This is a genomic window from Saprospiraceae bacterium (assembly GCA_016714025.1).
Lineage (GTDB): Bacteria > Bacteroidota > Bacteroidia > Chitinophagales > Saprospiraceae > Vicinibacter.
In genome coordinates this window covers 128,468-150,641 of the sequence record JADJOB010000001.1, presented here as the reverse complement: position 1 = coordinate 150,641, position 22,174 = coordinate 128,468, and the positions used below count along the sequence as shown (strand labels likewise).

The following is a 22,174-nucleotide window of genomic DNA, read 5'->3' as shown; positions in this document are numbered from 1 at the left end:
GCTTAAATAATAGGTTTCTCACCGGGCGCCTATTAATCAAATCAAAGATATTCAAATTTTAATGGCTGTATCGTGCTTTAAGTTTAACTACACGATACAGCCATTAATTAATTATTGCAATATGGGTTCTCTCAAAAGAGAACATTTGGCAAAAATTGGAATTTATTCGATCCCCAATAATTCTACTTCAAAAATCAATGCAGAAAATGGTTTGATATCTGCTCCGGCACCTTGTTCACCATATGCCAGATTGTATGGAATGTATAATTTGTATTTTGATCCTACATTCATCAATTGCAGTGCTTCCTGCCAACCGGCAATAACGCCATTTACTGGTAAGCTAATCGGTTCGCCACGTTCGACGCTGCTGTCAAATACCGTACCGTCGATGAGTGTGCCATGATAGTGGGCTTTAACTTTTGCTGTTGGACCAGGCTTGGCACCGTCACCCATTTTAATCACTTCATATTGAAGTCCACTGGCTGTAGTCATCACTCCGGAACGTTTTTTATTCTCGGATAGAAATTTTTCTCCTTCTTCTTTGGCCCCTGCATTCTTTTTAGCTGCTATGGCAGACATTGCCTGAGAGTAGATCTGAGTTGCCTGTTCTTTTGTGATGCTTGTGGGTTTGTTATTTAAAACTGCTTCCAATCCATCAGATAAATCTTTTGAATTGACTTTATCAAGACCTTGTTGTTTAAGACTGTTTCCAAATAAAATACCGATACTGTAACTGAGAGAATCCATGTTTGATTTGTTTTTTTGTGCTTGAAGGCTTAAGCATGAAATCATGCTAAAAATTAAAATGTTGTTTAATGTTTTCATTATACGATTAGCTCTTTTTTGTTTCTGAATAATTCTTGTAAAAATGCGGAATGGTTTCAATGCCTTTATAAAAATTGAACAAACCAAACTTTTCATTTGGTGAATGTATATTATCTGAATCCAATCCAAAACCCATTAAAACTGTTTTAATTCCCAATACTTTTTCAAACAGCGCTACGATTGGAATACTGCCTCCACCTCTGGTTGGGATTGGTTTTTTACCAAAAGTTGTTTCAATGGCTTTTGCAGCTGCTTTATAAGCCGCACTATCTGTTGGTGTAACAGCAGCTTCGCCTCCATGCAATTCAGTTACCTTGACAGTTACATAAGGAGGTGCAATTTTCATGAAATGTTTTTCAAATTGTTTAGCTATCTTTTTTGATTTTTGATTAGGTACTAAACGCATAGAAATTTTTGCATACGCTTTTGATGGCAAAACCGTTTTAGCACCTTCGCCGGTATAACCTCCCCAAATACCATTTAGTTCCAATGTTGGGCGAATCCCGGTGCGCTCTAATGTGGTATATCCATCTTCACCCCAAACTTCCTGAATATTTAGATCCTTTTTATATTCTTCTAAATTAAAAGGTGCTTTGTTTAATTCTTTACGTTCTTCTGGGGTCATTTCAATAACATCTCTATAAAAACCGCGTACTTTGACTTTGTTGTTTTTATCGTGCAGGGATGCAATCATTTTTGCAAGTATTGTGATTGGGTTGGCAACCGCGCCTCCATAAACACCAGAATGTAAATCGCGATTCGGTCCGGTAACTTCAACTTCCATATAGGTTAAACCACGCAATCCGGTTTCAATTGAAGGGTTTTCCATACTGATCATGGAGGTATCACTCACTAATACAATATCTGCAGCGAGTTTCTCTTTATTTGCTTTTAAAAATTTGTCGAGGTTTGCACTACCAACTTCTTCTTCTCCTTCAATAATAAATTTGACATTGCAAGGAAGACTATTGGTTTTAACCATGCATTCCAGTGCTTTCACATGCATAAATACCTGTCCTTTATCATCGCAGGCTCCACGCGCATAAATATTTCCATCTTTCACAACCGGTTCAAAAGGGCCACTTGTCCACAAATTGAGTGGGTCGGGTGGTTGCACGTCATAATGACCATAGGTCAAAACGGTTGGCAATTTTGGGTCAATTATTTTCTCAGCAAGGACAACCGGATGTCCTTTGGTTTTACAAATTTCAGCTTTATCACAACCAGCGTCTAACAAAGCTTGTTTTACTGCTTCTGCACACCGTTTGGTATCTTCATTATGTTTTGAATCTGCACTTACAGATGGGATTTTTAAAAGCTCCAGCAATTCATCTAAAAAGCGTTGTTTATTTGATTCTAAATATTGATTTGCGTTCATATTATTTTATTTTAATAGGTTTAAACGTTAATTAATTTAATTTATTTTAATTGAGGTGTAATCTTCATTTGAGAAAACATAAAGCTTAATATATCTGCAGCTTCATCAATTCGCTTTGATGTGGGTTTTCCTGCGCCATGACCTGCACTGACATCAATTCGGATTAACATCGGTAAATTGCCTTGCTGTGCTTTTTGCATAGCCGCAGCAAACTTAAAAGAGTGGGCTGGAACAACCCGGTCATCGTGATCTGCAGTAGTAATCATGGTTGCTGGATAAGCAGCCGGCTTGGCATTATGCAACGGTGAATACTTGATCAAATAATCAAATCCTTCTTTTGTATCACTGGTACCGTAATCAGCAGCCCAGGCCCAACCAATGGTAAACTTATGATAACGCAACATATCCAAAACCCCAACAGCGGGAAAGGCAACTTTGCAAATATCGGGTCTTTGAGTTATCGTTGCACCAATTAACAAACCGCCATTGGATCCGCCTTGAATTGCTAAATGGTCGCGGTCTGTATATTTTTCAGATACTAAATAATCAGCAGCGGCTGCAAAATCGTCAAATACATTTTGTTTGCGCTCTTTGGTTCCTGCTTCATGCCAGTTTTTACCAAACTCTCCTCCACCTCTTAAATTGGCAACAACATAAAGTCCATTGTTTTCTAAAATAGGCAAACGGGAAACTGCAAACGAAGGAGTTAATGAAATATCAAAACCACCATACGCATACAACAAACAAGGGGCTTTGCTTTCTTTTTTAAAATCTTTTTTATGAGTGATAAACATCGGAACTGATGTGCCATCTTTGCTTTTGAACCATACTTGTTCCGTAGTATACAGTTCTGGATTATAACCCGCAATTTCAGAAGTATATTGCAAAGTGGATTCATACGTATTCAAATCCAATCTATAAATTGAGTTTGGTCTAATGAAAGAGGAGAATGAATAAAATGCTTCGGGATCATCTTGCTCGCCACTAAAACCTCCGATTGTTCCTAATTCCGGCAATTGCAATTCTTTTAATTCTTTCCCATTGAGATCAAATACCTTAACCACACTTGTTGCATTGTGCATATACACGGCAACCAGTTTGCCACCAATCAAATTGACAGATTGCAATACATCTTTTGATTCTGAAATTATTGGAAACCATTTGTCGGCTGTTGGAGTTTTCATAGAAACAGCAAACACCTTCCAATTAGGAGTTTCGTGATTGGTATGAATAAATAAAGTATCTCCGGAGTTTCCAATGACATTGTAGTCGCTTTCAAAAGTTTTAACCAACCATTGAAATGCACTATTTTTTTTCGCAAGATCTTTTATTGCCAATGAATTGCCACTGGTGGATTCTGATGAACTCAATATTAAAAAGCGTTCATCATCCGTCAGGCTCGCATACGAGTTGCGCAGCGGATTTTTAGGATCATTGTAAATTAGCGCATCAGCAGATTGAGGGCTGCCCAATTTGTGAAAGTAAACACTGTGATTTTCATTTTTTGCTGACAAGGCACCGGTGCCTTTGGGTTCAGGATATCGACTGTAATAAAAACCATCATCTTTCCATGATGCTCCACTAAATTTAACCCAATCGATTGTATCGGTTAAATCTTTATTTTGATCTAAATCTTTCACCACTATTTTAGTCCAATCAGAACCACCTTCTGAAATTAAACAGGCCATGTATTTCCCATTTTTAGAAAAACTATGACCGCTCAATGCAACGGTTCCATCTTTGGAAAGTGTATTGGGATCCAATACGAGTTGCAAACTGTCTTTCAGGTTATTGGTGCGATAAAGTACATCCTGATTTTGAAGTCCATTGTTTTTAAACAAAAAATAGCTACCGGATTTTTTTTCTGGTATGCTGTATTTAGCATAATCAAATAGACCTTCAATGTGTTTTCTTAAATCATTTCGGAAAGGAATTTTATCCAATACTGAAAATGTTAATTGATTTTGTGATTTTACCCATTCCATCGTTTCAGATGAATGATCATCTTCAAGCCACCTGTATGGATCGACGATTTTATTTCCAAAATAATTATCAAAAACCGTGTCCATTCTGGTTTCAGGATAACTTAGTTTTGTTTCAGAAGCCTCAGGGCCAGAATGGGCAGTTTGCTGTTTACAGGCACCAAATAGTCCAATCATAATCACCATGCTTGTATAAAAAAAATTCCTTTTCATGCTTAAATGCTTGTTGTTTTCGAAAAGAGAGGCCAAAATTACAGGATTACAGGGATCTTTCACTAATTTTGTATTAATTTCAATCGTTAATGTGCTTTCAAAGTATCTTTATTTTAAGTGTTTCTATTTTAAAATAGCCTTTTTTTTAAGCCTTGGATTTTACGGCAATCTTTATGCATCAGCTTGTTCCGGCGACTCGCTTAGCCGCCTGGAAACACGTTTAATTGCCGGGATTTATCAAACGAGAAACCAACAGCACGAACTGAACATAACACAAGAACAAATTCGTGCGCAACTGGTTGATTCGCAACTATCTAAAAAACAAAAAGCGGCATTGGATAAAAACTTGAAACAGTTGAACCTGAAGGCAGCAAATCTATCTAAGCTTGAACAAGCTTATCTGATGCTATTATCCGATTCCAGAAAACTCATTTATAAAAGAGATCCAGATGCACAAATCAGCTTGAAGAGAATTAACAAAGCACTTTCTTCACTCGAAAAAATGCAGCTACCTTCTGGTGCTGAGTTTAAGGTATTAAAAAATAAAGAAATCCCACATGCTTCAAATAAGGTCTACGATCAGATTCTTGATTCGCCTTGTCAGCTTACTCAAAACGAAGAGGGTTCAATCTGGGCAAATGAATATTCCAGTTTTTTTGAATACACAGATCCAAGGATAAGTAGTTATTTTAAGGAACAAGATTTTTTAGAATGTTTTGCCAGGTTTATTGAAGTCAAGAAGAAGTATTACCTGGAATTGAAGTTTGTTTTACATTCACCAAAAGCTTCACAGATTTATGGGAGTATCGATCCTTCAAATCCAGCACGTCTGGACTTTTTAAATGGAGATTTTATTTATTTAGAAACATTTGCATTAAATACATCTGAAATCGAAGCAGGAACTGGAAATACGCTGATCACAATTCAATACAAACTGGATAAAGAAGATCTAAATTATTTGTCTAAAAATGAAGTTGATGCATTTACAATTATTTGGACCAATGGAGCCGATCGTTTTGAAATAATTTATTTGGATGTTCTCAAAAACTTGCTTGAATGTCTCAAAAAAAGGAGCTAACTAAATTGGGTTTGCATTTGCCAACTGACCCAAGATGGACAGATCTTGCCTCAATGTCTTTAGAGGATATCCTTACAGATCATGCATATTGCGAACAAAAAGCTGCGAGTTCCTGCATCTCATTAGTTCAACAATACCCTGACAAAGAACAGTTAGTGGAAAAAGTATCACCGGTTGTAACAGAAGAATGGGGGCATTTTCGAATGGTGATCGCCGAACTAAAAAAACGAAATTTAAAACTGGGCTTTCAACGAAAAGATGAATACGTTCATGGTTTGTTGGGCTTTCTAAAAAAAGGAGGATCAAGAAATGGAAGACTTGTTGAACAATTGCTTTGTTGCGCTTTGATTGAAGCCAGAAGTTGTGAGCGATTTCGCTTATTATCTTTAGAATTGCAAGATCCCCAGCTACAGGAATTTTATTACCATTTTATGGTGTCTGAAGCGGGTCATTACAAGATGTTTCTTGAATTGGCTGAATTGTATTCAGACAAAGAGTTTATCCGGATACGATGGCAAGAATTCCTTCAGTTTGAAGCCAATTTAATAAAAGGATTAAATGTCAGAGGGGACCGAATGCACTAATTTTTTTTAGGATCTTCTTTTGACTCTTCGCTTAATTGAATCAATCTGGTTAAAATATCCACACAAGATTGCACAAGAGGACGTATGCTGGCTGCCTGTTCTTCCTTTGATTTTGAAATAATTTGTGTGTATTCTTCCGGGCTCATAGCTTCAGTAATTCGATCTGTGGCACAGCTGCAATAATCATTCACAAGCTGTGGATATGCCTCGGCGGTCCTTTTGCCATTTTCAAGACATTGTTTCGTTAATGCGTCTCGTGCACTTTGTTCCCAAACGTAAACTTTTTTAGGAGTATCTGATGTCTGAACCGGCACAGGCACTGGATTTTGTTTTTCTGGCCAGATTAAATAAAGCCCTAAGCAGCAAAGTAAAATGGATAAAGTGCGCACAATAAAATTGTCCACTTTTTGTGCTTCGATTGGTTTTTTTGAAACAACATCTTTATGGATGATTTTGAAGTTGCTCAATAAAAAATAAACACCGCCTAAAACACAAATAATACCAAGATACAATAGCATAATATTAATTAATCCTAAACAAAAAAAATCTATTTATTGAAAATCCCATCGTATGAGTTGGATTCTGAATCTTTTCGATCCACGACTACACGTTCTGGGATTTTACTGTCCATTTTAAATTTATCATCTTTCCCTCCCATAAAGAGCAGCTTACTCTTTTCATCATAATCTTGCAACATCTTTAATCCTTCTTCCTCAAATACGCCATTTTGCAAATCAACACTGTTCATAAAGTTCTCTGACAATTCCATAAAGCGTTCCATTTCTCCTACCTTGTACGCTACATCATCTGCAATGTGTTCAAGAGCCTGATCAAATAATACGCGTTGATCGGTATTTCCACTGATCACATTCATTGCAGATTTCATGGCGCTGTGTGAAGCACGAATCGCTTTTCGCTCTTGCTCTTTTAAATTAACCTGATCTCTGGTGTCTGCCAATAATATTTCTGAATTTTGGTACATTTTAATTAATACCTTATTGAGAATATCCATTTTGCTTAACAAATGATTGTATTTCTCATTCGTTTCCTGCAGACGAGCTGCTTTTCGGGTTGATAATACCATTTGGGCTTCGAGATTTTGAGTCCTTGCAACCTGAGCCATACGAAGTTGGGTTTCTATTTCTTTTGAATTTTCAGAAACATTGTTTTGGAGTTTTTTTATTTGCCCTTTCAGCACACCAATTTGTTCGCTCATTTTAGACAAATTGTTTTCAAGATCGCTGATGTAATTTTTTAAGATGCCAATTGGATCAATGGTTACAAAGATTCCGGTTATCCATCGCATGATGCTTTTATACATGTAGCCTATTAAGGTACGCATGCGTGGATCAAGAACCATATAAATGATGGCTCCTAAAACCAACAACATTCCGGCCAGGTAAACCATGTTTTGAGTCAGGCTGATTAAATAAGGAAGGTATTTATATAAAATTGCTCCACCACCTATTAATAAGCCTGCTAGTACCACAGTGCCTGTAACACCTTCGGGTTTACTCCAAAAGCCTTTTGGTTTTTCCATTCCGGGACCTGGATTAATTGCTGCCATAATTTCTTAATTATATGAATTTAAATTATAAACAAAAGTATTGCTAATCAGATTAAAAATGGGATTTATACCTATAAATATACGCATATCGTCGACAAGCAGTTAAACAAAATCGACATCCGGCAAATACGGATATCGCATCAGAAATTGAATTGCTTTTTCAAGATCCAAATTGTCATACACAACACTATAAATCATATTGATAATCGGAAGTCTTAGGTGATAATGTTTGGCCAATTGGTTTGCTATGCGAACTGTACGCACACCCTCTACTACTTCATCCATGGATTGTATAATTTCCTGGAGTTTTTCGCCTTTGCCCAGTCGGTAACCGAAACTAAAATTTCTACTTTTGGTGCTGGTTGCGGTGGCAATCAGGTCACCAATTCCTGCCGTCCCTAAAAAGGATCGTGAAGTTGCACCTACACTTCTTCCCAATTCAATCATTTCACGTAATCCACGGGTAATCAACATAGCTTCAAGATTCTTACCAAGTCCTTTTCCTGCCAACATTCCGGAACCTAGTGCTATAATATTTTTAAGGGCTCCGGCCATTTCAGCTCCTACCAAATCATAGGATCCGAAAACATAAAATAGTCGGCTTCCTAATACATCTGATCCCGCTTTGATCACTTCATCGTATTCGCTTGCAATCACAGATGCGGCCGGTTGTTTGTCAAGGATTTCCCGATAAAGATTTGGGCCTGCCAGACAACCAACCCGAATCACAGAGGTCTCTTGTCTGATTACCTCACTCATGGTGTGAATATTTTTTCTGGAAATATTTACCATGGCCAAATTCGCAATTGGAATGCCTGCAATATCTAATCCTTTTGTAGCATGAATCAAAATATGGGCAGGTGTAAGATAAGCCGCCATGTTGCTGCAAGTTTCCCGAAAATTTTCTGAAGGCACCACAGGAAAAATAATCTTTGTTTCTGCACAGATTTCTTCAAAGGATTGGGTAGCCCGAATGCGAACATCCAGATTGACATTTAAATTACTGTGTTGTTGATTGATTTTATCAACGATTTCTTTCTTTCGGGCATATATGATTACATCGGTATTGTGCGCAAGCAAAGTAGCGATTGTCGTGCCGAAACTTCCTGCACCTATAACTCCAACAACTCTATGTTTTTCAGTCATGCAATCGAAATTGCTTCTTGGTAATTTTGAAATTACCGATGATTAAATAATTCTTGAAAATGAGCCTCAATAAAAATTTCAAAATCTTTTAACTCTTTTGGCGCATGGTGATTGTCAATTACTGATTTTCGCATTCCATTTTCTTTAAGCGTTATAATGGTATTTGGTAAATCAGGGATGTATAGTTCTTTTTCTATTGGATACACAGATGCAAGTTTATAGAAATCAAATTTCCTTAATTCTGCTTTTACCAGATTCCACCAGGAATCACTGGCCAGCCGGTAAGCCGTTCCCAAATTGTCTACATGTTGAATTCCATCGTATTTTACAATGCCATTTTGGTAAATTGTAAAATCGAATGTTGGACAAAACCCAAAACAAGCAGACCGACGGTAAAATAGCAAGGTGTCAGTATTACTTAATAAAGTGTCTTCTGGAGAAAAAACTTGTTTAAATACCGGTAAAGCAGATGGAATGATAGGCCCATCAACTTTTTTATTTTTTTCCATGTTTTTTCGACTGCAAGAAGTAGAAAAAAAACATAAGCAAATTAAAATGAACTGTATCGAACGAATCATTTTTTAGTTTTTTTATCACGTTCCAAAGCTTGTCTTTGTTGTTCTTTCATCATGGTTTCCAATCGTTCTCTAAATCCTCCTTTCTTACGTGGTTTGGTTTTATTCAATTCCAGCTCCCCGCGTATCTTGTCTGTATCAAACAGCAAACTTCGCCCAAGGATCGTTTGTCCTATATTTAATAAATTGCTAAAAAACATATAACAAGTTAATCCTGCAGCTGTTTTATTAAACATAAACCAGAATATAACCGGCATTAAATATTGCATATACTTCATTGCTGGATTAGCAGAAAAATCCATGGATTGAGACGAATAATATGTGAAGATCAAGGTTGAAATCATCCATAAGAAAGCAAACAGAGATAATGTATTTCCAAATAAAGGTAAGTTAAAGGAAAGATGGATAAATTCATCAAAAGATGTTAAGTCAGCAGCCCATAAAAAGGACTCTTGTCTAAATTCAATGGTTGCCGGAAAAAAACGATACAATGCAATCCAGATTGGCATTTGTAATAATAAAGGAAAACAACCTCCGAGCGGATTCACACCAAATTCGTTGTACATTTTCATGGTTTCCATTTGTTGCTTTTGCATATCATCTTTATGCTTGTTGCGAACCTTTTCGATTTCTGGTTTCAAAGCAGTCATCTTCGCTTGAGAATGCAACATTTTATAAGCTAATGGAAAAACAAGAAGCTTCACGACAAAAGTCATCAACAAAATGATAAAACCTTTATTTCCTATAAAATTGGAAAGGAATACAAAGAGTGGCCGTATTGCATATCGATTGATGCTACCAAAAATACTCCAGCCATAAGATATAATATCTTCCAATTCAATATTAAATGATTTAAGTCTTTTGAAATCATTTGGACCAATATACCATTTCATTTTAGCTTCCTTCTGATCCACTTCCGTGGCAGGTATGCTTAAGTCTGTAACCAGTTTTTTTAAATCGTTTGAATTGGGTTCCAGTAAAACAGTTTCATATCGACCTTTGCTAAAACCATTTTCAGAAATTAAACTGCTGTTGAAAAATTGATTGGAATGTGATACCCATTGAACTCGTTTGTCATTTGTTTCAATTTTATCATCATTTCGGCAAGAGCAGTAATCCGGATTTTCTTCTTTTTCTTTAAAATAAACCGTGCTGGCGTATTTTTCATAATTCGTATTGCGCTCAAGTTTGTCCAAATAGTTTTCCCAATGTATAACGAGATCTTCTTTTAATTTAAGATTTTCGGTACGGATACTATATTCTAATTGATATTCAGAAGGCAATAAGCGGTAATTAATTACAATGCTTCCACCTGTGTTTACTTGTGCAGTAAAACGAATTTGACTTGGATCGGCCTGATTAATTTCAAAATTTAAATTTTTTGTAGACAGCTCTCCCGATTCTGTTTTGAGCCTGATATCATAATCATTTTTGATATCTTCTAACAGACTTAAGGGTGATTTTTGTTCGATCCCATCTGCGCCAACATTAATTTTATAATGATTTTTAATTGTTGCTTCTAAAATTCGTGCACCTTTCGAACTAAATTTTAATTTAATCAGCTCATTTTCAAGGATAACTTCTTTAGTGGGTATTTGAATTGCTGAATCATTTAAGGTCTTGGTAGTATCTGTAATGGCAATTGGGTTACCTTGATTAACAGGTGCTTCTTCAGGTTTAGCTTTTGTCAATTGACTTATGGAATCCTGACTTTGTTTTTTTCTCAATTGCTCCTGCATTTCAGGTTGAAAAAAATATTGATTCCACAGAAACAATACAGCAATGATTAATAAAATTCCAATGATATGATTTCGCTCCATATAATTCAGGAAGGTTTAAGGGGGGCAAAGCTACAATACTCTATGTTATTATAAGCGGAGGAGTCGTAATCGAATTCCAATGCTAGAACTTAACAGAATTTGTTAATGTATAAACAAAAGAAGCTGTTATAAAAATCCCAAAAGGGTATAAATATTCATTTTTAAAGAAGCAGAATGCCAAAAATTGGCTTAATTTATATATAAACAGTTATTTACATAGTATATTTATATATAATATAATTTATTTTAGGAGGGCTGGCAAACTATCGTCGGCCTAATAAAATGCCTTGGTGGGCTAGCTTAAAATTTATTAAATGCGGAATAGGCAAAAAAAAACTACCCGTCCCTGTGGGCGGATAGTTTCTAAGACAGTAGTAGGTAATGTATAAAATTTAAAAAAATCCTTAATAATATGCTTCAATACCCGGGATATTGAAGCGAACCTTACCTATCACTACCTTTTAATTCAGTAAATGATAGATTTGGTTTTAATTTCATTATTCAAACAATTCCACTTAATAACCGGCTACCATTTTAAGACCCACCAAATGCCTGGAATGCTGCTTTGAAATCAAGAATTTTTAAAAATATTTTTAATATTTTATAAGTGACTGTAATTCAGCTGTTTATATGAACATGGAATTCTTGCCTTCAATTTGCTGGTTTTCTTTTATATTATATAAATTTATATATATAAGGGCTTTATTATTAATTGCAAATTATATGTTATCTCATTTTAGACTTGATTTTGAATGCATAAATTAGACTAATTTTGCAATCCATTTTAGTAAATTATATGCAGGATATTCGCAACATTGCTATTATAGCACACGTAGATCACGGGAAAACCACCCTAGTGGATAAGATTTTACATCAAACTAAATTGTTTAGAGAAAATCAACAAACAGGAGAATTGATTTTGGACAACAATGAGTTGGAGCGTGAACGAGGTATTACCATCCTTGCTAAAAATGTGTCTGTTAATTATAAAGGAACCAAAATCAATATCATCGATACCCCCGGCCACGCGGATTTTGGTGGAGAAGTTGAACGGGTGTTAAATATGGCAGATGGGGTGTTGCTATTGGTTGATGCCTTTGAAGGTCCCATGCCACAAACCCGGTTTGTATTGCAAAAGGCCTTGAGTTTAGGAAAGAAGCCCATCGTTGTCATCAATAAAGTGGATAAGCCAAATTGTCGTCCGGAAGAGGTGCATGACCATGTTTTTGAATTGTTTTTTAATTTGGATGCAACCGAAGAGCAATTAAATTTTCCAACCATATACGGTTCTTCGAAACAAGGTTGGATGGGTTTGAATTATAAAACACCTACCGAGGACGTCACCCCATTATTGGATGCAATTATCGAGCACATTCCTGCTCCTATAATTCCAGAAGGCAATCTTCAAATGATGATAAGCAGTTTGGATTATTCAAATTACATCGGACGGATTGCAATTGGACGTATTCTCAGACAAGGCATTCGAATCAATCAACCGGTGTCCCTCGTGAAGCGCGATGGTTCCATCATGAAGTCCCGGATTAAAGAATTATACACATTTGAAGGCTTGGGCAAGACGAAAGTGGAATCTGCTGAAGCCGGAGATATTTGTGCAGTATTTGGTTTAGAGGATTTTGAAATCGGGGATACAATTGCTGATTTTGAAAATCCGGAAGGCTTGACGCCGATAAAAGTGGACGAACCAACGATTTCCATGTTATTTACGATTAACAATTCTCCATTTTTTGGTAAGGAAGGTAAATACGTAACTTCCAGACATATTCGTGAACGGCTGGAAAAAGAATTAGAAAAGAATTTAGCACTTCGCCTGGAAGACACAGAAAGCCCTGAATCAATATTAGTATATGGTCGTGGAATTTTACACCTTTCTGTATTAATTGAAACCATGAGACGGGAAGGCTATGAAATGCAAGTTGGTCAACCTCGTGTAATAATAAAAGAGATTGATGGAGTAAAATGCGAACCAATAGAAGTCATGACGGTAGACGTTCCTGAACAGTTTTCCGGAAAAGTAATCGAATTGGTAAGCCAACGGAAAGGGGAAATGCTGGTTATGGAAACCAGAGGGGATTTAATTCATATTGAATTTCAAATTCCATCCAGAGGATTAATAGGCCTTCGGAATATGTTGCTCACTGCCTCAGCAGGTGAAGCCATCATAGCCCATCGATTCAAAGAATTTCAAGCCTGGAAAGGAAATATTCCTTCCAGATCCAATGGAGTTCTGGTGTCTAAACTAGCTGGAATGGCGACAGCTTATTCTATAAGTTACCTACAGGATCGGGGTCGGTTTTTTATTGACCCGGGTGAAAATATTTACATCGGTCAAATTCTTGGCGAACAAATTCGACCAGGTGATTTGGTTGTAAATATTGTGGAAGGTAAAAAATTGACCAATATGCGGGCCTCAGGTTCTGATGGTACTGTACAAATAGTTCCAAAAATTAATTTTTCTTTAGAAGAAGCACTTGAATACATTCAGGAAGATGAATATGTAGAAGTAACTCCAAAATCGATACGTCTTCGCAAAATTATATTGGATGAAAATGAGCGCAAAAAAGCGCAAAAACGAACCGAATCCATTGAAGCAATGGCTTAAAAAAAAACCCGGAGTGATTCACTCCGGGTTTTTTTTTGTTTTAAGGTTTTATTGAAAATTCAAATTTTGAGATTTCTTCTTCAACACCATCTTCATGGCCCCAGACTTTTGCCTCAAGAACCCAGTTACTGTTTGCGCTAAATCCATTTGCAGAATTTAATAAAAAAGAATCAGTAAATTCATACGATCCACTTGGATCATCTACGTGTTCATTAGTAGGTTTACTGTAAACTTCTACTCCTGTATTTTTATTAAATATTCTTACATTAATGTGATGTACAGTTTCACCGGTATGGCTTTCAAAATTTATTAGTATGTTAAAGCTATCATTTAATTGATAACTGGTTTTAGTTGGCTGTTCGATGTGGGCGTGGTAATCATAAATAAGTTTATTGTCATCATCAGAACAAGCAAACAGTAAAAAATTAATAGACGTTATTAAAATAAGAAATTTTTTCATTTTTAAATTTTTTAAAATAAGTAAGTTAATTGAATTGAAAATTTGTTTTTTAAAGTGGCATTTCCACCTGAATACTGTTGATCAAGTGCAAATGCGCGTGAAATACTCAATAAATAATTTGTGTAGTTAAGATTTAATCCTGCATCAATATAATGACCACGGCCTCCTGTCCCTTCGACCGTGCGATTGTTTTTATATTGATCGGAACCAATCTGTTCAAAATAATATCCAGCAAACGGTATGATCTTAAACGCATCACTCAACGTAGCTTCATAATAATATAAAGCCTGTAACTGAAATGGGTTTCCAAATTTATATCCATTTTTTGAATTGGACAGAAAAGTATAATTTGCATTTAAAACGATTCCATTGGTAGCATTGGAAAAAGCACATTTTGGATTGGTGTTGATACCCCATGCACCGTTTGACAAATTAAAGTTTTCAGGTAAATTTAAATCATGAATAGCAGCATTGTATTTTCCAATTGGAAATTTTAATTGGGATGCAATTTCAAAATAAAATTTATATGAGTCATTGAATAATTTACGATTTACAAGTTCGTATGCAACGCCAGCTTTAAAGTCCCCAATTCCATGAACACCATTTTTTTGATCGGATTCTTTACGGGTATTATTTAGAAAGTTGATATCTGCATAAAGTCGCAGTTTGCTTTTGATGTAATAGGCTCCATTAATTTCAAAACTTTGGAATCGGTCTTTGATCAATTCTCCGGAAAGTGATTGAACTTCAAAGTTGGCATTGGAATGCCTGAAGCCCAATTGATTCCGGTGCAAATTAGTAAGCAGGCCCATATTGGAATATGAAATACTGCATCCACAAATATCACAGGCATTTAAATGGACTATCTGGAACAAAAAGCCCAGACAAAATATAAGAATCTTCCTGGTCATGTAATTAAATTTATTGATAATAAAAAGTATTCAACAGAAGTTGTAAGTTAAACACTGAATACTTGAAACTTGAGTTAAACCTAAATAAAAAACTAAAATTAAACCAGGAATTTAGGGGGATAATCAATGGCAGGATGATGTGAGCGGGCCTTTGGGTATAAATAGAAGGAATTTATTTTGCCAATTGGTAGAGAAATGAATTGGGAATGTATTATAGTCGTTGGCGGAAATAAAGTAAGTGCATTAGTAAGCTCGGTAAACTGTGCCGAATTATTTTGGTTTTTCTTCTGTTCGACTAATTTCTTTTTCAAGTAACATTTGCCATGGCATTTTTTCAAAGGTTTGCTTTTATTAATACAAGCAGTCTTTTCAATTGTAGGTTGATTTAATTTGAAGAAACTGAATGCAATAACCCCCTGCATGCCGGATGCAATCAATAAAAAAGAAAAAAATAGGGCAAATGCTTTAAACACAATTTGTATTTGCTATACCAAAGGTATTACAATTCGTTGTTAGAAAAGGAATTAAATTAATTACAAAGAAGAGAAATCTTGTTTGAATATTTGAAGAGCACTTGCTTTTTTTCCTACCAGGAAGCCTAAACGCAGTCCTTCTTCACAATCCATTCTATAATGGACACCAAGGGCTATTCTAGAATATGCATTTTCAAAGGCCATTTCGTAAAATGAATGAAATTTACGAGGTTTCCCCATAAATTCATCTCGGCCTTCATGGCTATGATCAACCATCTCATAATTTCCTCCATACAATGAAGTTAAGACTTCACAAGCGCTAGCCCCGAAAATAGAATGGCCCGATGGGTAAGATGGAAAATTTGGCGTGTGAAATAATGGTTGCCAATTTTTATTGAAAACTTTATGGATATATGTTTCTGGACGCTCCAGGTTGTAGTAATATTTTGAATTCCAACAGGCAATCGCTGCATCATTTAATCCAATTCCCAGTTTTAAATAGGTTTCTAAGGTTTTTTCCAAAGGTGGTAGTTCTTTGCAAATGACCTGATTGGCAATTGAAATCCAGCGGGAACTTGGAGTAAATGTCAATCCGGGATGGTCATCGCTCCAAAATTCAGCTATCCATTTATTTTCAAATGAAAGCGGAGAGCTAATTGTCAACACTTCAAGTGCTCCTGTATAGTATTCAGATCCAGCTAATGTAGAATATTCCGGTAGGGGTTTAGCCAAAAACTCATTCAGATTAATGATAAACGGCCTGACTTTTCCCCAGAAAGGAAGCAGGGGTGGCATTGGGAATTCCTCAGAAACTTGCCATTGCCCAGGTCCGGTTAAATTTGAATACTGTTTGTCATAAATGTGTAAGTAGGATTGGTGACCAAAGCTGTCATGTGAGGAGTATTCAAAAATGGAAATAGCAACTGAATCCCCAAACTTTTTAGAACCTTCTATTTGCGATTTGGAATGATGCTTTAATAAATATTGATCCCATTTAGCAAACAGTGTTTCTGAATGATTGTAAACTTCTGTTGGAGCGGTTAAATAAAATTTCGAAAACATCCTGCGATAACAAGCATTTAAAGCAGCTTGAACTATAAATGGTTCATGCCCTTCAAATTTCAGCGCTTGATAGCCAGGTATAATATTGGCGGTTGTGTTAAGCTCTCCTTCAAATGCTGGTCTTGCACTTTCTAAAGCCGCAAGTCCTATGAACCCAAAGCTTCTGGCTGAATTTGGACTTCGATATCCTTCTGAGTAACGATCTGCTTCCAGAAAAAATTTGTACCAATCAACAATCAATTCTGTTGTTTTGTCTGAATTTGTTTTAATAGGATCCAAACAGGCGTACCAACCTATCGCACTAATAAATACCAAAGTAAATACTCCTAGTATCAACGATTTCTTCCAATTGAAAATTAGTTGTAGGTATATATGCTTAAAGGTTAACACAATTAGATTTTACTATTTAATGGTACTGCAATTCAAATTGAGTTTTGGACTGAAGCGCTATGGGTTTTGAAGTAAGTTCAGTTTGTTGAATGGCTATTGGGGTAAACATCAATCTAAAAACGGTTCCACCAGATACTCCTGGAAATACATCCATTCGAATTTTATGGATTTTTAATATAGATGAAACCAGGGACAATCCAATACCGGACCCTTTAATCACAGATGTTTGTGGACTCCGGTAAAATGGTTCAAAAATATAAGGAAGATCGGCTTCATTAATACCTGGTCCATTGTCTACGATATCAATTTGAATCTGTTGATTCAGTTGACAATCCATCAATACTTTAATTTTATAATCCGGACTAAATTTGCATCCATTTTCAATCAAGTTGACGAGTGCCGTTTTAATTAATGCTTCATTGGCATTCACAACCAGATTGCGTTCGTCTTCTGGTAAATTGAAAATTTCAAAATGAATCTTATATTCAGGATGTGCTTTTACAAGTTGTGACTTCACTTGCCATACTAATTCATCTATGCGAAATTCATTAAACTCAACGACTGTATGGTCAGCGGTGATTCTTGCAAGTTGCATGAGTTTATTTGAAACTTCATTTAAATTTTTTGTATCGTCTAAAATAGAATTAAGTGTTTCTTTGTATTGTTGTGGAGTGCGTTCATTTTGCAAACTCACCTCAATTTGGCTAATGATCACACTCAATGGATTTTTAAGTTCGTGTGATATGTTGGATAAAAATAATTTTTGTGTAACAAAAGCTTTTTGAATCCGGTCTAATAAATTATTGAAGGTGATTACCAATCGCGAAAGTTCATCGTTTTGATTGTGGATTTTTAAACGATGACTCATATCGGTTGGAAGAATCTCCTCCAGTTCATTCATAATGTGGTTTACCGGAGCCAAAGCTTGACCAGCGAAAATCCAACCACCGATAGCAACTAATACAATAAACAAAATAAAAACCAACATTAATATTTTGGTTAGATCATTGAGATGCTCAGATTTAAACACAGCCTCCGCAACGACTACGTAATTATTGTTTGACTTATCGTGGTATACTAAACCAAGCGCATTAAAAGCTTCTCTGTTAAATCGGTATTCACCGGAACTTTTAATCTCTGACAATTTTCCAGCATCCAGAAATTCAGAACCAGGATTGAAGCTATATATTCGTTTATTATCCTGATTATAAATCGTTATATTTTCAGTGTAAATTGATAAGTTTGGATTGGTTTCATTCTTTTTTTCATTATATAGTACTTCATGACCAACAATCATGTCGGCTGTCATGATGGCTTTAGATTTAAGATTGCTATAAAAGTCATCCCGAACCTGCTCCTCAAACTCAAAATGAATAAACATCAATGCAAAAACCATAATAATTGCAACGATCAAAATAAATTGTATCGTAAGTCTTCGGCGAATTTGCATGGCGAAACAGGTGTTTAATGAATTGAAGCTTTTTAAAGCTTATTGTTCCAATTTAAATATGTAACCGGCTCCAAATATAGTGTGTATCAGCTTCTTATCAAAAGGTCTGTCCATTTTGTTTCGTAAATAATTAATGTAAACTTCGATCATATTGGTATTGGTATCAAAGTGAATATCCCAGACCTTTTCTGCAATTTCGGCTTTAGAGATTACGCGACCTTGATGTCTCAAAAAGTATTCTAGTAGTGCAAATTCCTTAGGAGTCAGGTCGATTTTCTTGTTTGCCCTGTAAAATTCTTTGGCATCGATGTCCATCCGCACATCCTCGAAAATTAAAATTTGATTGGCCTGTGCCCTTCCTTTGCCCCTTCGGGATAGTGCTTTCACCCGGGCAAGTAACTCTTTGAATTCAAACGGTTTAACTAAATAATCATCTGCTCCGGCTTCCAGGCCTTCAACGGTATTATTCGCACCAGCAAGAGCGGTTAACAATATGATTGGGGTACTTTGGTTTTTTTCCCGTAACGATTTGACCAGGTCGATTCCATTCAAATTGGGCATAATTATATCAGAGATGATCACGTCGTAATCATTTTCCAAGGCCAATCGAAGTCCATTTAAGCCTTCATGGGCCAAATCTACTCCAATCTGATTTTCTTCAAAACCCTGTTTTAGGGCTTCAATAGCTTTAAATTCATCTTCAATTACAAGTACTCTCATGGAATTAATTCAGGGCGACTTCCAAATATCGTGAAGGCGGTGCATGTTTTCAAATGTTAATTCGATTTTAAGGAAATTCTAATTAGATTCTAAAAGCTTCTTAAGCACCTCCGTTTGGTAGGAAATTAACTTTGTACTTCGAACGAAATATTTTTTAATATCATTTCTAATCTATGAAAATCAAGCAATTATTATCCTTATTTCTTCTTTCCGCAAGTTTGATATTGTTTTACAGCTCTTGTAGTAAAGATGATGACAAAAAATCAGATCTTGCAAATCTTGTTTCTGACTATGATGCAAATGCATCTCTCGAATGGAATAAAATGTTCCTTGAAATTGAGCGCTATGCTGCTGGTTACAGACCTGGTCCAGCTCCAAGATCTTTGGGTTTAATGGGATTGGCATGTTACGAAGCACTAATCAGTGGGATGCCAGATTATAATTCGATTGCAAGTCGATATCCTGGATTGAATATTCCCAAAGTAAAGGATGGTACCAAATACCATTGGCCAACGGTTGTTCACTCGATATACGTTACAATGATTCCTAAGTTTTTCCCCGATATTAAATCAGAAGTTAAAATTCGTGTAGATGGTTTAATCAGCAGCCAGAATGCAAAATTTTTGGCCGAAGCTGGTGAAGAAACCTACAATGCTTCAAAAGCTTTTGGTAATGAAGTAGGTTTGGCTGTATGGAATTGGTCAACAACTGACTTTTATGGACATGATCACTACAAAGATCCATTTGGAACTTACGATTGGTCGGCTCATTACAGAGGTCCTGGAGATTGGAAACCAACTGTTCCTGGACCAACAAAGCCTATGGGCGCCATTTATGGAAAAGCAAGAACCTTTGCAATCACAGAAACTGAGAAAATTTGTTTGCCCCCTTCTGCTTATTTTATGCAATATTCAGAAAATCCAAATTCCGAGTATTATTCTCAAGCTTTACAGGTTTATACCAAAACAGCTTCTAATTATCAAACTGAATGGATAGGTGAATTTTGGAGTGATGATTTGTTAAATCTTACATTCAGCCCCGGACCCCGCTGGATTGCCGTTGCAAACCAAATTATTCAAACTGAAAAATCGAATTTAGAAACTGCTACAGTTGCTTATGTAAAATGTGGTATGGCTTTAAGTGATGCAGCAGTAGGTGCATGGAATTCAAAATATATTTATAATGTAGAACGTCCGGTTACTTATATTTTAAAGGTAATCGACCCAAATTACAAACCAAATTTGGATAATCCTTTAACTGGGGATATTGGCTTTACTCCACCATTTCCAGCTTATCCTTCTGGTCACTCTACAATGGGTGCTGCAGCTGCTGAAGCATTAGCCAGCGTGTTTGGTTATGCATACTCCATGACTGACAGATGTCACGAAAACAGAACTGAATTTGAAGGCAAACCAAGAAGTTTTGGAAGCCTTTATGAAATGGCTCTTGAAAATGCATGGTCACGCGTATTATTGGGTGTACACTGGAGAATGGACTGTGACGAAGGTGTAAACTTTGGTACAAAAATAGGTAGAGCTGTAAACAACCTACCTTGGAAAAAGAAACAATAATTTCATAAATATTAGATCTAAATATAAGAGAGGTTGAATGTTACATTCAGCCTCTTTTTTTTAGTAAAACAGGGTGTTCCAATTTATTAATTACATTTTGTATGTAATTTTAATCCTAATTTTTTAATAAAATGACATTACATTTTAACTATTCAACTCCAATTTATTTAGGTATAATCCTGAGCTGCTTGTTTTGTTGTAAAAACAGCCCAAAAGAAGAATTGAAATATTATGGAACCGGAGCAATTAGTAAAAGGACCCAATTGATCAATAACAAAAAGGAAGGGGAAATGATTGATTATTATGCAGATGGTAAAATTAGATCCGTGCGCTTGTTTAAAGATGATTTCCAAACTGGCAAAAGCACATTCTATTATCCTCAAGGCTCCGTTGAAGAAGTCCAATATTTTGAAAAGGATAAACAAAATGGAGGAGATACCAGCTTTTATGAAAATGGAAGGATTAAATTAATCGTTGAGTATAAAAACGGCTTGAAAAACGGATACGTTCGAAAATTTGACACGACCGGAACACAATATTTTTTTGCTAAGTATGATATGGAAAATCTTGTCGAGGTAAACGGGATAAGATTACAAAAATGATTATTGAACAATCATTTTAGGATTTAATTTTATTCATGATATCATTCATCATTTCTATTTGAAGTTTTTGAATTTCTATTAATTCCCTTTGTTGGTGTAATATCAAATGGTCTAATTTTTCATGCAACATTCTAATTTCCAGTTCTGATTTTAAATTGATCATGTAATCCTTTTTAGAACGCTCCCGATCCTTTTCTTCTTGACGGTTCTGACTCATCATGATGATTGGTGCCTGCAAAGAAGCAATGCAGGACAGTATTAAATTGAGCAGTATAAACGGATAGGGGTCAAATTGCTGGTGCCTAAACCAAAAGATATTCATTACGATCCAGATGGCTATAAATCCTAAAAATGTAAGTATGAATGTCCAACTACCCCCAAAGCTTGCTACCAAATCGGCTAAGCGCTGTCCGGGGCTTAATAGCGTACTGTCATCCTTTTCTATTTGATCTGTTAAGCTGGTTTCATCCTTGATAGCGTGTAATACATTTTCACGCAAGTCTGCCAAATCATCCACTTCCTGAACCAGGGTATTGGCTATAAATCGTTCGCGGTATAAGTTTAATTCAGATATTGAAATGCAACTATTCTGATTAAAATCGGATTTATCTTTAAGTATCAGATCAAAAATTGATTTTCTGATTGTGGATGCCGGGATCCGTTCCATGATGGAATACTCTTTTCCCGTTAGATCGGATTTAAATGAATCTTGCATAGTATAAATTATAGATTAAATTCAATAAAAAA

General features: G+C 35.8%; 19 protein-coding genes. 5 read left to right on the top strand and 14 right to left on the bottom strand.

Annotated features, from left to right (window positions below; genetic code table 11):
* Positions 1-162 precede the first annotated feature (162 nt).
* From IPJ80_00580 to IPJ80_00570, 3 genes are all read right to left on the bottom strand, one after another.
* Positions 163-747: an FKBP-type peptidyl-prolyl cis-trans isomerase gene (locus IPJ80_00580; GenBank protein MBK7911977.1), complete on the bottom strand. Its 585-nt coding sequence runs from the start codon at positions 745-747 to the stop codon at positions 163-165.
* A gap of 85 nt (positions 748-832) precedes the next feature.
* Positions 833-2,203, bottom strand: coding sequence for a dipeptidase (locus tag IPJ80_00575; protein ID MBK7911976.1), 1,371 nt, complete (start codon positions 2,201-2,203; stop codon positions 833-835).
* Between the two features lie 41 nt (positions 2,204-2,244).
* Complete coding sequence (locus tag IPJ80_00570; GenBank protein MBK7911975.1) at positions 2,245-4,398, bottom strand: S9 family peptidase; 2,154 nt, start codon at positions 4,396-4,398, stop codon at positions 2,245-2,247.
* On the opposite strand from IPJ80_00570, the gene IPJ80_00565 reads away from it, so the two are divergent.
* The gene (locus tag IPJ80_00565; GenBank protein MBK7911974.1) at positions 4,397-5,476 is read left to right on the top strand and encodes a hypothetical protein; all 1,080 of its coding nucleotides are present in this window, start codon (positions 4,397-4,399) and stop codon (positions 5,474-5,476) included. The genes IPJ80_00570 and IPJ80_00565 overlap by 2 nt on opposite strands.
* Positions 5,455-6,060, top strand: coding sequence for a tRNA-(ms[2]io[6]A)-hydroxylase (locus IPJ80_00560; protein MBK7911973.1), 606 nt, complete (start codon positions 5,455-5,457; stop codon positions 6,058-6,060). The genes IPJ80_00565 and IPJ80_00560 overlap by 22 nt, the downstream gene beginning before the upstream one ends.
* Here the strand turns inward: IPJ80_00560 and IPJ80_00555 are convergent.
* The 5 genes from IPJ80_00555 to yidC form a co-directional block, all read right to left on the bottom strand.
* Positions 6,057-6,578 carry a hypothetical protein gene (locus tag IPJ80_00555; GenBank protein MBK7911972.1) on the bottom strand — a complete coding sequence of 174 codons (522 nt, stop codon included), beginning with the start codon at positions 6,576-6,578 and terminating at the stop codon, positions 6,057-6,059. The two genes, IPJ80_00560 and IPJ80_00555, sit on opposite strands and share 4 nt — an antisense overlap.
* A gap of 29 nt (positions 6,579-6,607) precedes the next feature.
* The gene (locus IPJ80_00550) at positions 6,608-7,627 is read right to left on the bottom strand and encodes a hypothetical protein (GenBank protein MBK7911971.1); all 1,020 of its coding nucleotides are present in this window, start codon (positions 7,625-7,627) and stop codon (positions 6,608-6,610) included.
* A 102-nt stretch (positions 7,628-7,729) separates the two neighbouring features.
* Positions 7,730-8,773, bottom strand: a complete 1,044-nt coding sequence (locus IPJ80_00545; GenBank protein ID MBK7911970.1) for an NAD(P)-dependent glycerol-3-phosphate dehydrogenase — start codon at positions 8,771-8,773, stop codon at positions 7,730-7,732.
* A gap of 32 nt (positions 8,774-8,805) precedes the next feature.
* The gene (locus tag IPJ80_00540) at positions 8,806-9,282 is read right to left on the bottom strand and encodes a hypothetical protein (protein MBK7911969.1); all 477 of its coding nucleotides are present in this window, start codon (positions 9,280-9,282) and stop codon (positions 8,806-8,808) included.
* Between the two features lie 65 nt (positions 9,283-9,347).
* Entirely contained in the window at positions 9,348-11,168 is a 1,821-nt protein-coding gene (gene yidC / locus IPJ80_00535; protein ID MBK7911968.1) for a membrane protein insertase YidC, read from the bottom strand.
* 796 nt (positions 11,169-11,964) lie between these two features.
* Here yidC and typA point away from each other — a divergent pair.
* The gene (typA, locus tag IPJ80_00530) at positions 11,965-13,788 is read left to right on the top strand and encodes a translational GTPase TypA (GenBank protein MBK7911967.1); all 1,824 of its coding nucleotides are present in this window, start codon (positions 11,965-11,967) and stop codon (positions 13,786-13,788) included.
* 40 nt (positions 13,789-13,828) lie between these two features.
* Here the strand turns inward: typA and IPJ80_00525 are convergent, their stop codons facing one another.
* From IPJ80_00525 to IPJ80_00505, 5 genes are all read right to left on the bottom strand, one after another.
* Entirely contained in the window at positions 13,829-14,248 is a 420-nt protein-coding gene (locus IPJ80_00525; GenBank protein MBK7911966.1) for a hypothetical protein, read from the bottom strand.
* An 11-nt stretch (positions 14,249-14,259) separates the two neighbouring features.
* The gene (locus IPJ80_00520; GenBank protein MBK7911965.1) at positions 14,260-15,159 is read right to left on the bottom strand and encodes a hypothetical protein; all 900 of its coding nucleotides are present in this window, start codon (positions 15,157-15,159) and stop codon (positions 14,260-14,262) included.
* Between the two features lie 533 nt (positions 15,160-15,692).
* Entirely contained in the window at positions 15,693-17,030 is a 1,338-nt protein-coding gene (locus IPJ80_00515; GenBank protein MBK7911964.1) for a vanadium-dependent haloperoxidase, read from the bottom strand.
* 70 nt (positions 17,031-17,100) lie between these two features.
* Positions 17,101-18,534 carry a HAMP domain-containing histidine kinase gene (locus tag IPJ80_00510; protein ID MBK7911963.1) on the bottom strand — a complete coding sequence of 478 codons (1,434 nt, stop codon included), beginning with the start codon at positions 18,532-18,534 and terminating at the stop codon, positions 17,101-17,103.
* A 39-nt stretch (positions 18,535-18,573) separates the two neighbouring features.
* A complete protein-coding gene (locus tag IPJ80_00505) occupies positions 18,574-19,254 on the bottom strand; it encodes a response regulator (protein MBK7911962.1) in 681 nt (226 codons plus the stop codon).
* 173 nt (positions 19,255-19,427) lie between these two features.
* Between IPJ80_00505 and IPJ80_00500 the strand changes: the two genes are divergently transcribed.
* The gene (locus IPJ80_00500; protein MBK7911961.1) at positions 19,428-20,825 is read left to right on the top strand and encodes a vanadium-dependent haloperoxidase; all 1,398 of its coding nucleotides are present in this window, start codon (positions 19,428-19,430) and stop codon (positions 20,823-20,825) included.
* Between the two features lie 131 nt (positions 20,826-20,956).
* Complete coding sequence (locus IPJ80_00495) at positions 20,957-21,427, top strand: hypothetical protein (protein ID MBK7911960.1); 471 nt, start codon at positions 20,957-20,959, stop codon at positions 21,425-21,427.
* Between the two features lie 16 nt (positions 21,428-21,443).
* On the opposite strand, the gene IPJ80_00490 is transcribed toward IPJ80_00495, so the two are convergent.
* Positions 21,444-22,142 carry a DUF1003 domain-containing protein gene (locus tag IPJ80_00490; protein ID MBK7911959.1) on the bottom strand — a complete coding sequence of 233 codons (699 nt, stop codon included), beginning with the start codon at positions 22,140-22,142 and terminating at the stop codon, positions 21,444-21,446.
* Between the last annotated feature and the right edge of the window lie 32 nt (positions 22,143-22,174).

What these genes read in the sequence shown, in the direction of transcription:
- IPJ80_00580 (MBK7911977.1), bottom strand. Translation starts at nt 747, where the DNA reads ATGGATTCTCTCAGTTACAGTATCGGTATTTTATTTGGAAACAGTCTT.
- IPJ80_00575 (MBK7911976.1), bottom strand. Translation starts at nt 2,203, where the DNA reads ATGAACGCAAATCAATATTTAGAATCAAATAAACAACGCTTTTTAGAT.
- IPJ80_00565 (MBK7911974.1), top strand. Translation starts at nt 4,397, where the DNA reads ATGCTTAAATGCTTGTTGTTTTCGAAAAGAGAGGCCAAAATTACAGGA.
- IPJ80_00570 (MBK7911975.1), bottom strand. Translation starts at nt 4,398, where the DNA reads ATGAAAAGGAATTTTTTTTATACAAGCATGGTGATTATGATTGGACTA.
- IPJ80_00560 (MBK7911973.1), top strand. Translation starts at nt 5,455, where the DNA reads ATGTCTCAAAAAAAGGAGCTAACTAAATTGGGTTTGCATTTGCCAACT.
- IPJ80_00555 (MBK7911972.1), bottom strand. Translation starts at nt 6,578, where the DNA reads ATGCTATTGTATCTTGGTATTATTTGTGTTTTAGGCGGTGTTTATTTT.
- IPJ80_00550 (MBK7911971.1), bottom strand. Translation starts at nt 7,627, where the DNA reads ATGGCAGCAATTAATCCAGGTCCCGGAATGGAAAAACCAAAAGGCTTT.
- IPJ80_00545 (MBK7911970.1), bottom strand. Translation starts at nt 8,773, where the DNA reads ATGACTGAAAAACATAGAGTTGTTGGAGTTATAGGTGCAGGAAGTTTC.
- IPJ80_00540 (MBK7911969.1), bottom strand. Translation starts at nt 9,282, where the DNA reads ATGGAAAAAAATAAAAAAGTTGATGGGCCTATCATTCCATCTGCTTTA.
- yidC (MBK7911968.1), bottom strand. Translation starts at nt 11,168, where the DNA reads ATGGAGCGAAATCATATCATTGGAATTTTATTAATCATTGCTGTATTG.
- typA (MBK7911967.1), top strand. Translation starts at nt 11,965, where the DNA reads ATGCAGGATATTCGCAACATTGCTATTATAGCACACGTAGATCACGGG.
- IPJ80_00525 (MBK7911966.1), bottom strand. Translation starts at nt 14,248, where the DNA reads ATGAAAAAATTTCTTATTTTAATAACGTCTATTAATTTTTTACTGTTT.
- IPJ80_00520 (MBK7911965.1), bottom strand. Translation starts at nt 15,159, where the DNA reads ATGACCAGGAAGATTCTTATATTTTGTCTGGGCTTTTTGTTCCAGATA.
- IPJ80_00510 (MBK7911963.1), bottom strand. Translation starts at nt 18,534, where the DNA reads ATGCAAATTCGCCGAAGACTTACGATACAATTTATTTTGATCGTTGCA.
- IPJ80_00505 (MBK7911962.1), bottom strand. Translation starts at nt 19,254, where the DNA reads ATGAGAGTACTTGTAATTGAAGATGAATTTAAAGCTATTGAAGCCCTA.
- IPJ80_00500 (MBK7911961.1), top strand. Translation starts at nt 19,428, where the DNA reads ATGAAAATCAAGCAATTATTATCCTTATTTCTTCTTTCCGCAAGTTTG.
- IPJ80_00495 (MBK7911960.1), top strand. Translation starts at nt 20,957, where the DNA reads ATGACATTACATTTTAACTATTCAACTCCAATTTATTTAGGTATAATC.
- IPJ80_00490 (MBK7911959.1), bottom strand. Translation starts at nt 22,142, where the DNA reads ATGCAAGATTCATTTAAATCCGATCTAACGGGAAAAGAGTATTCCATC.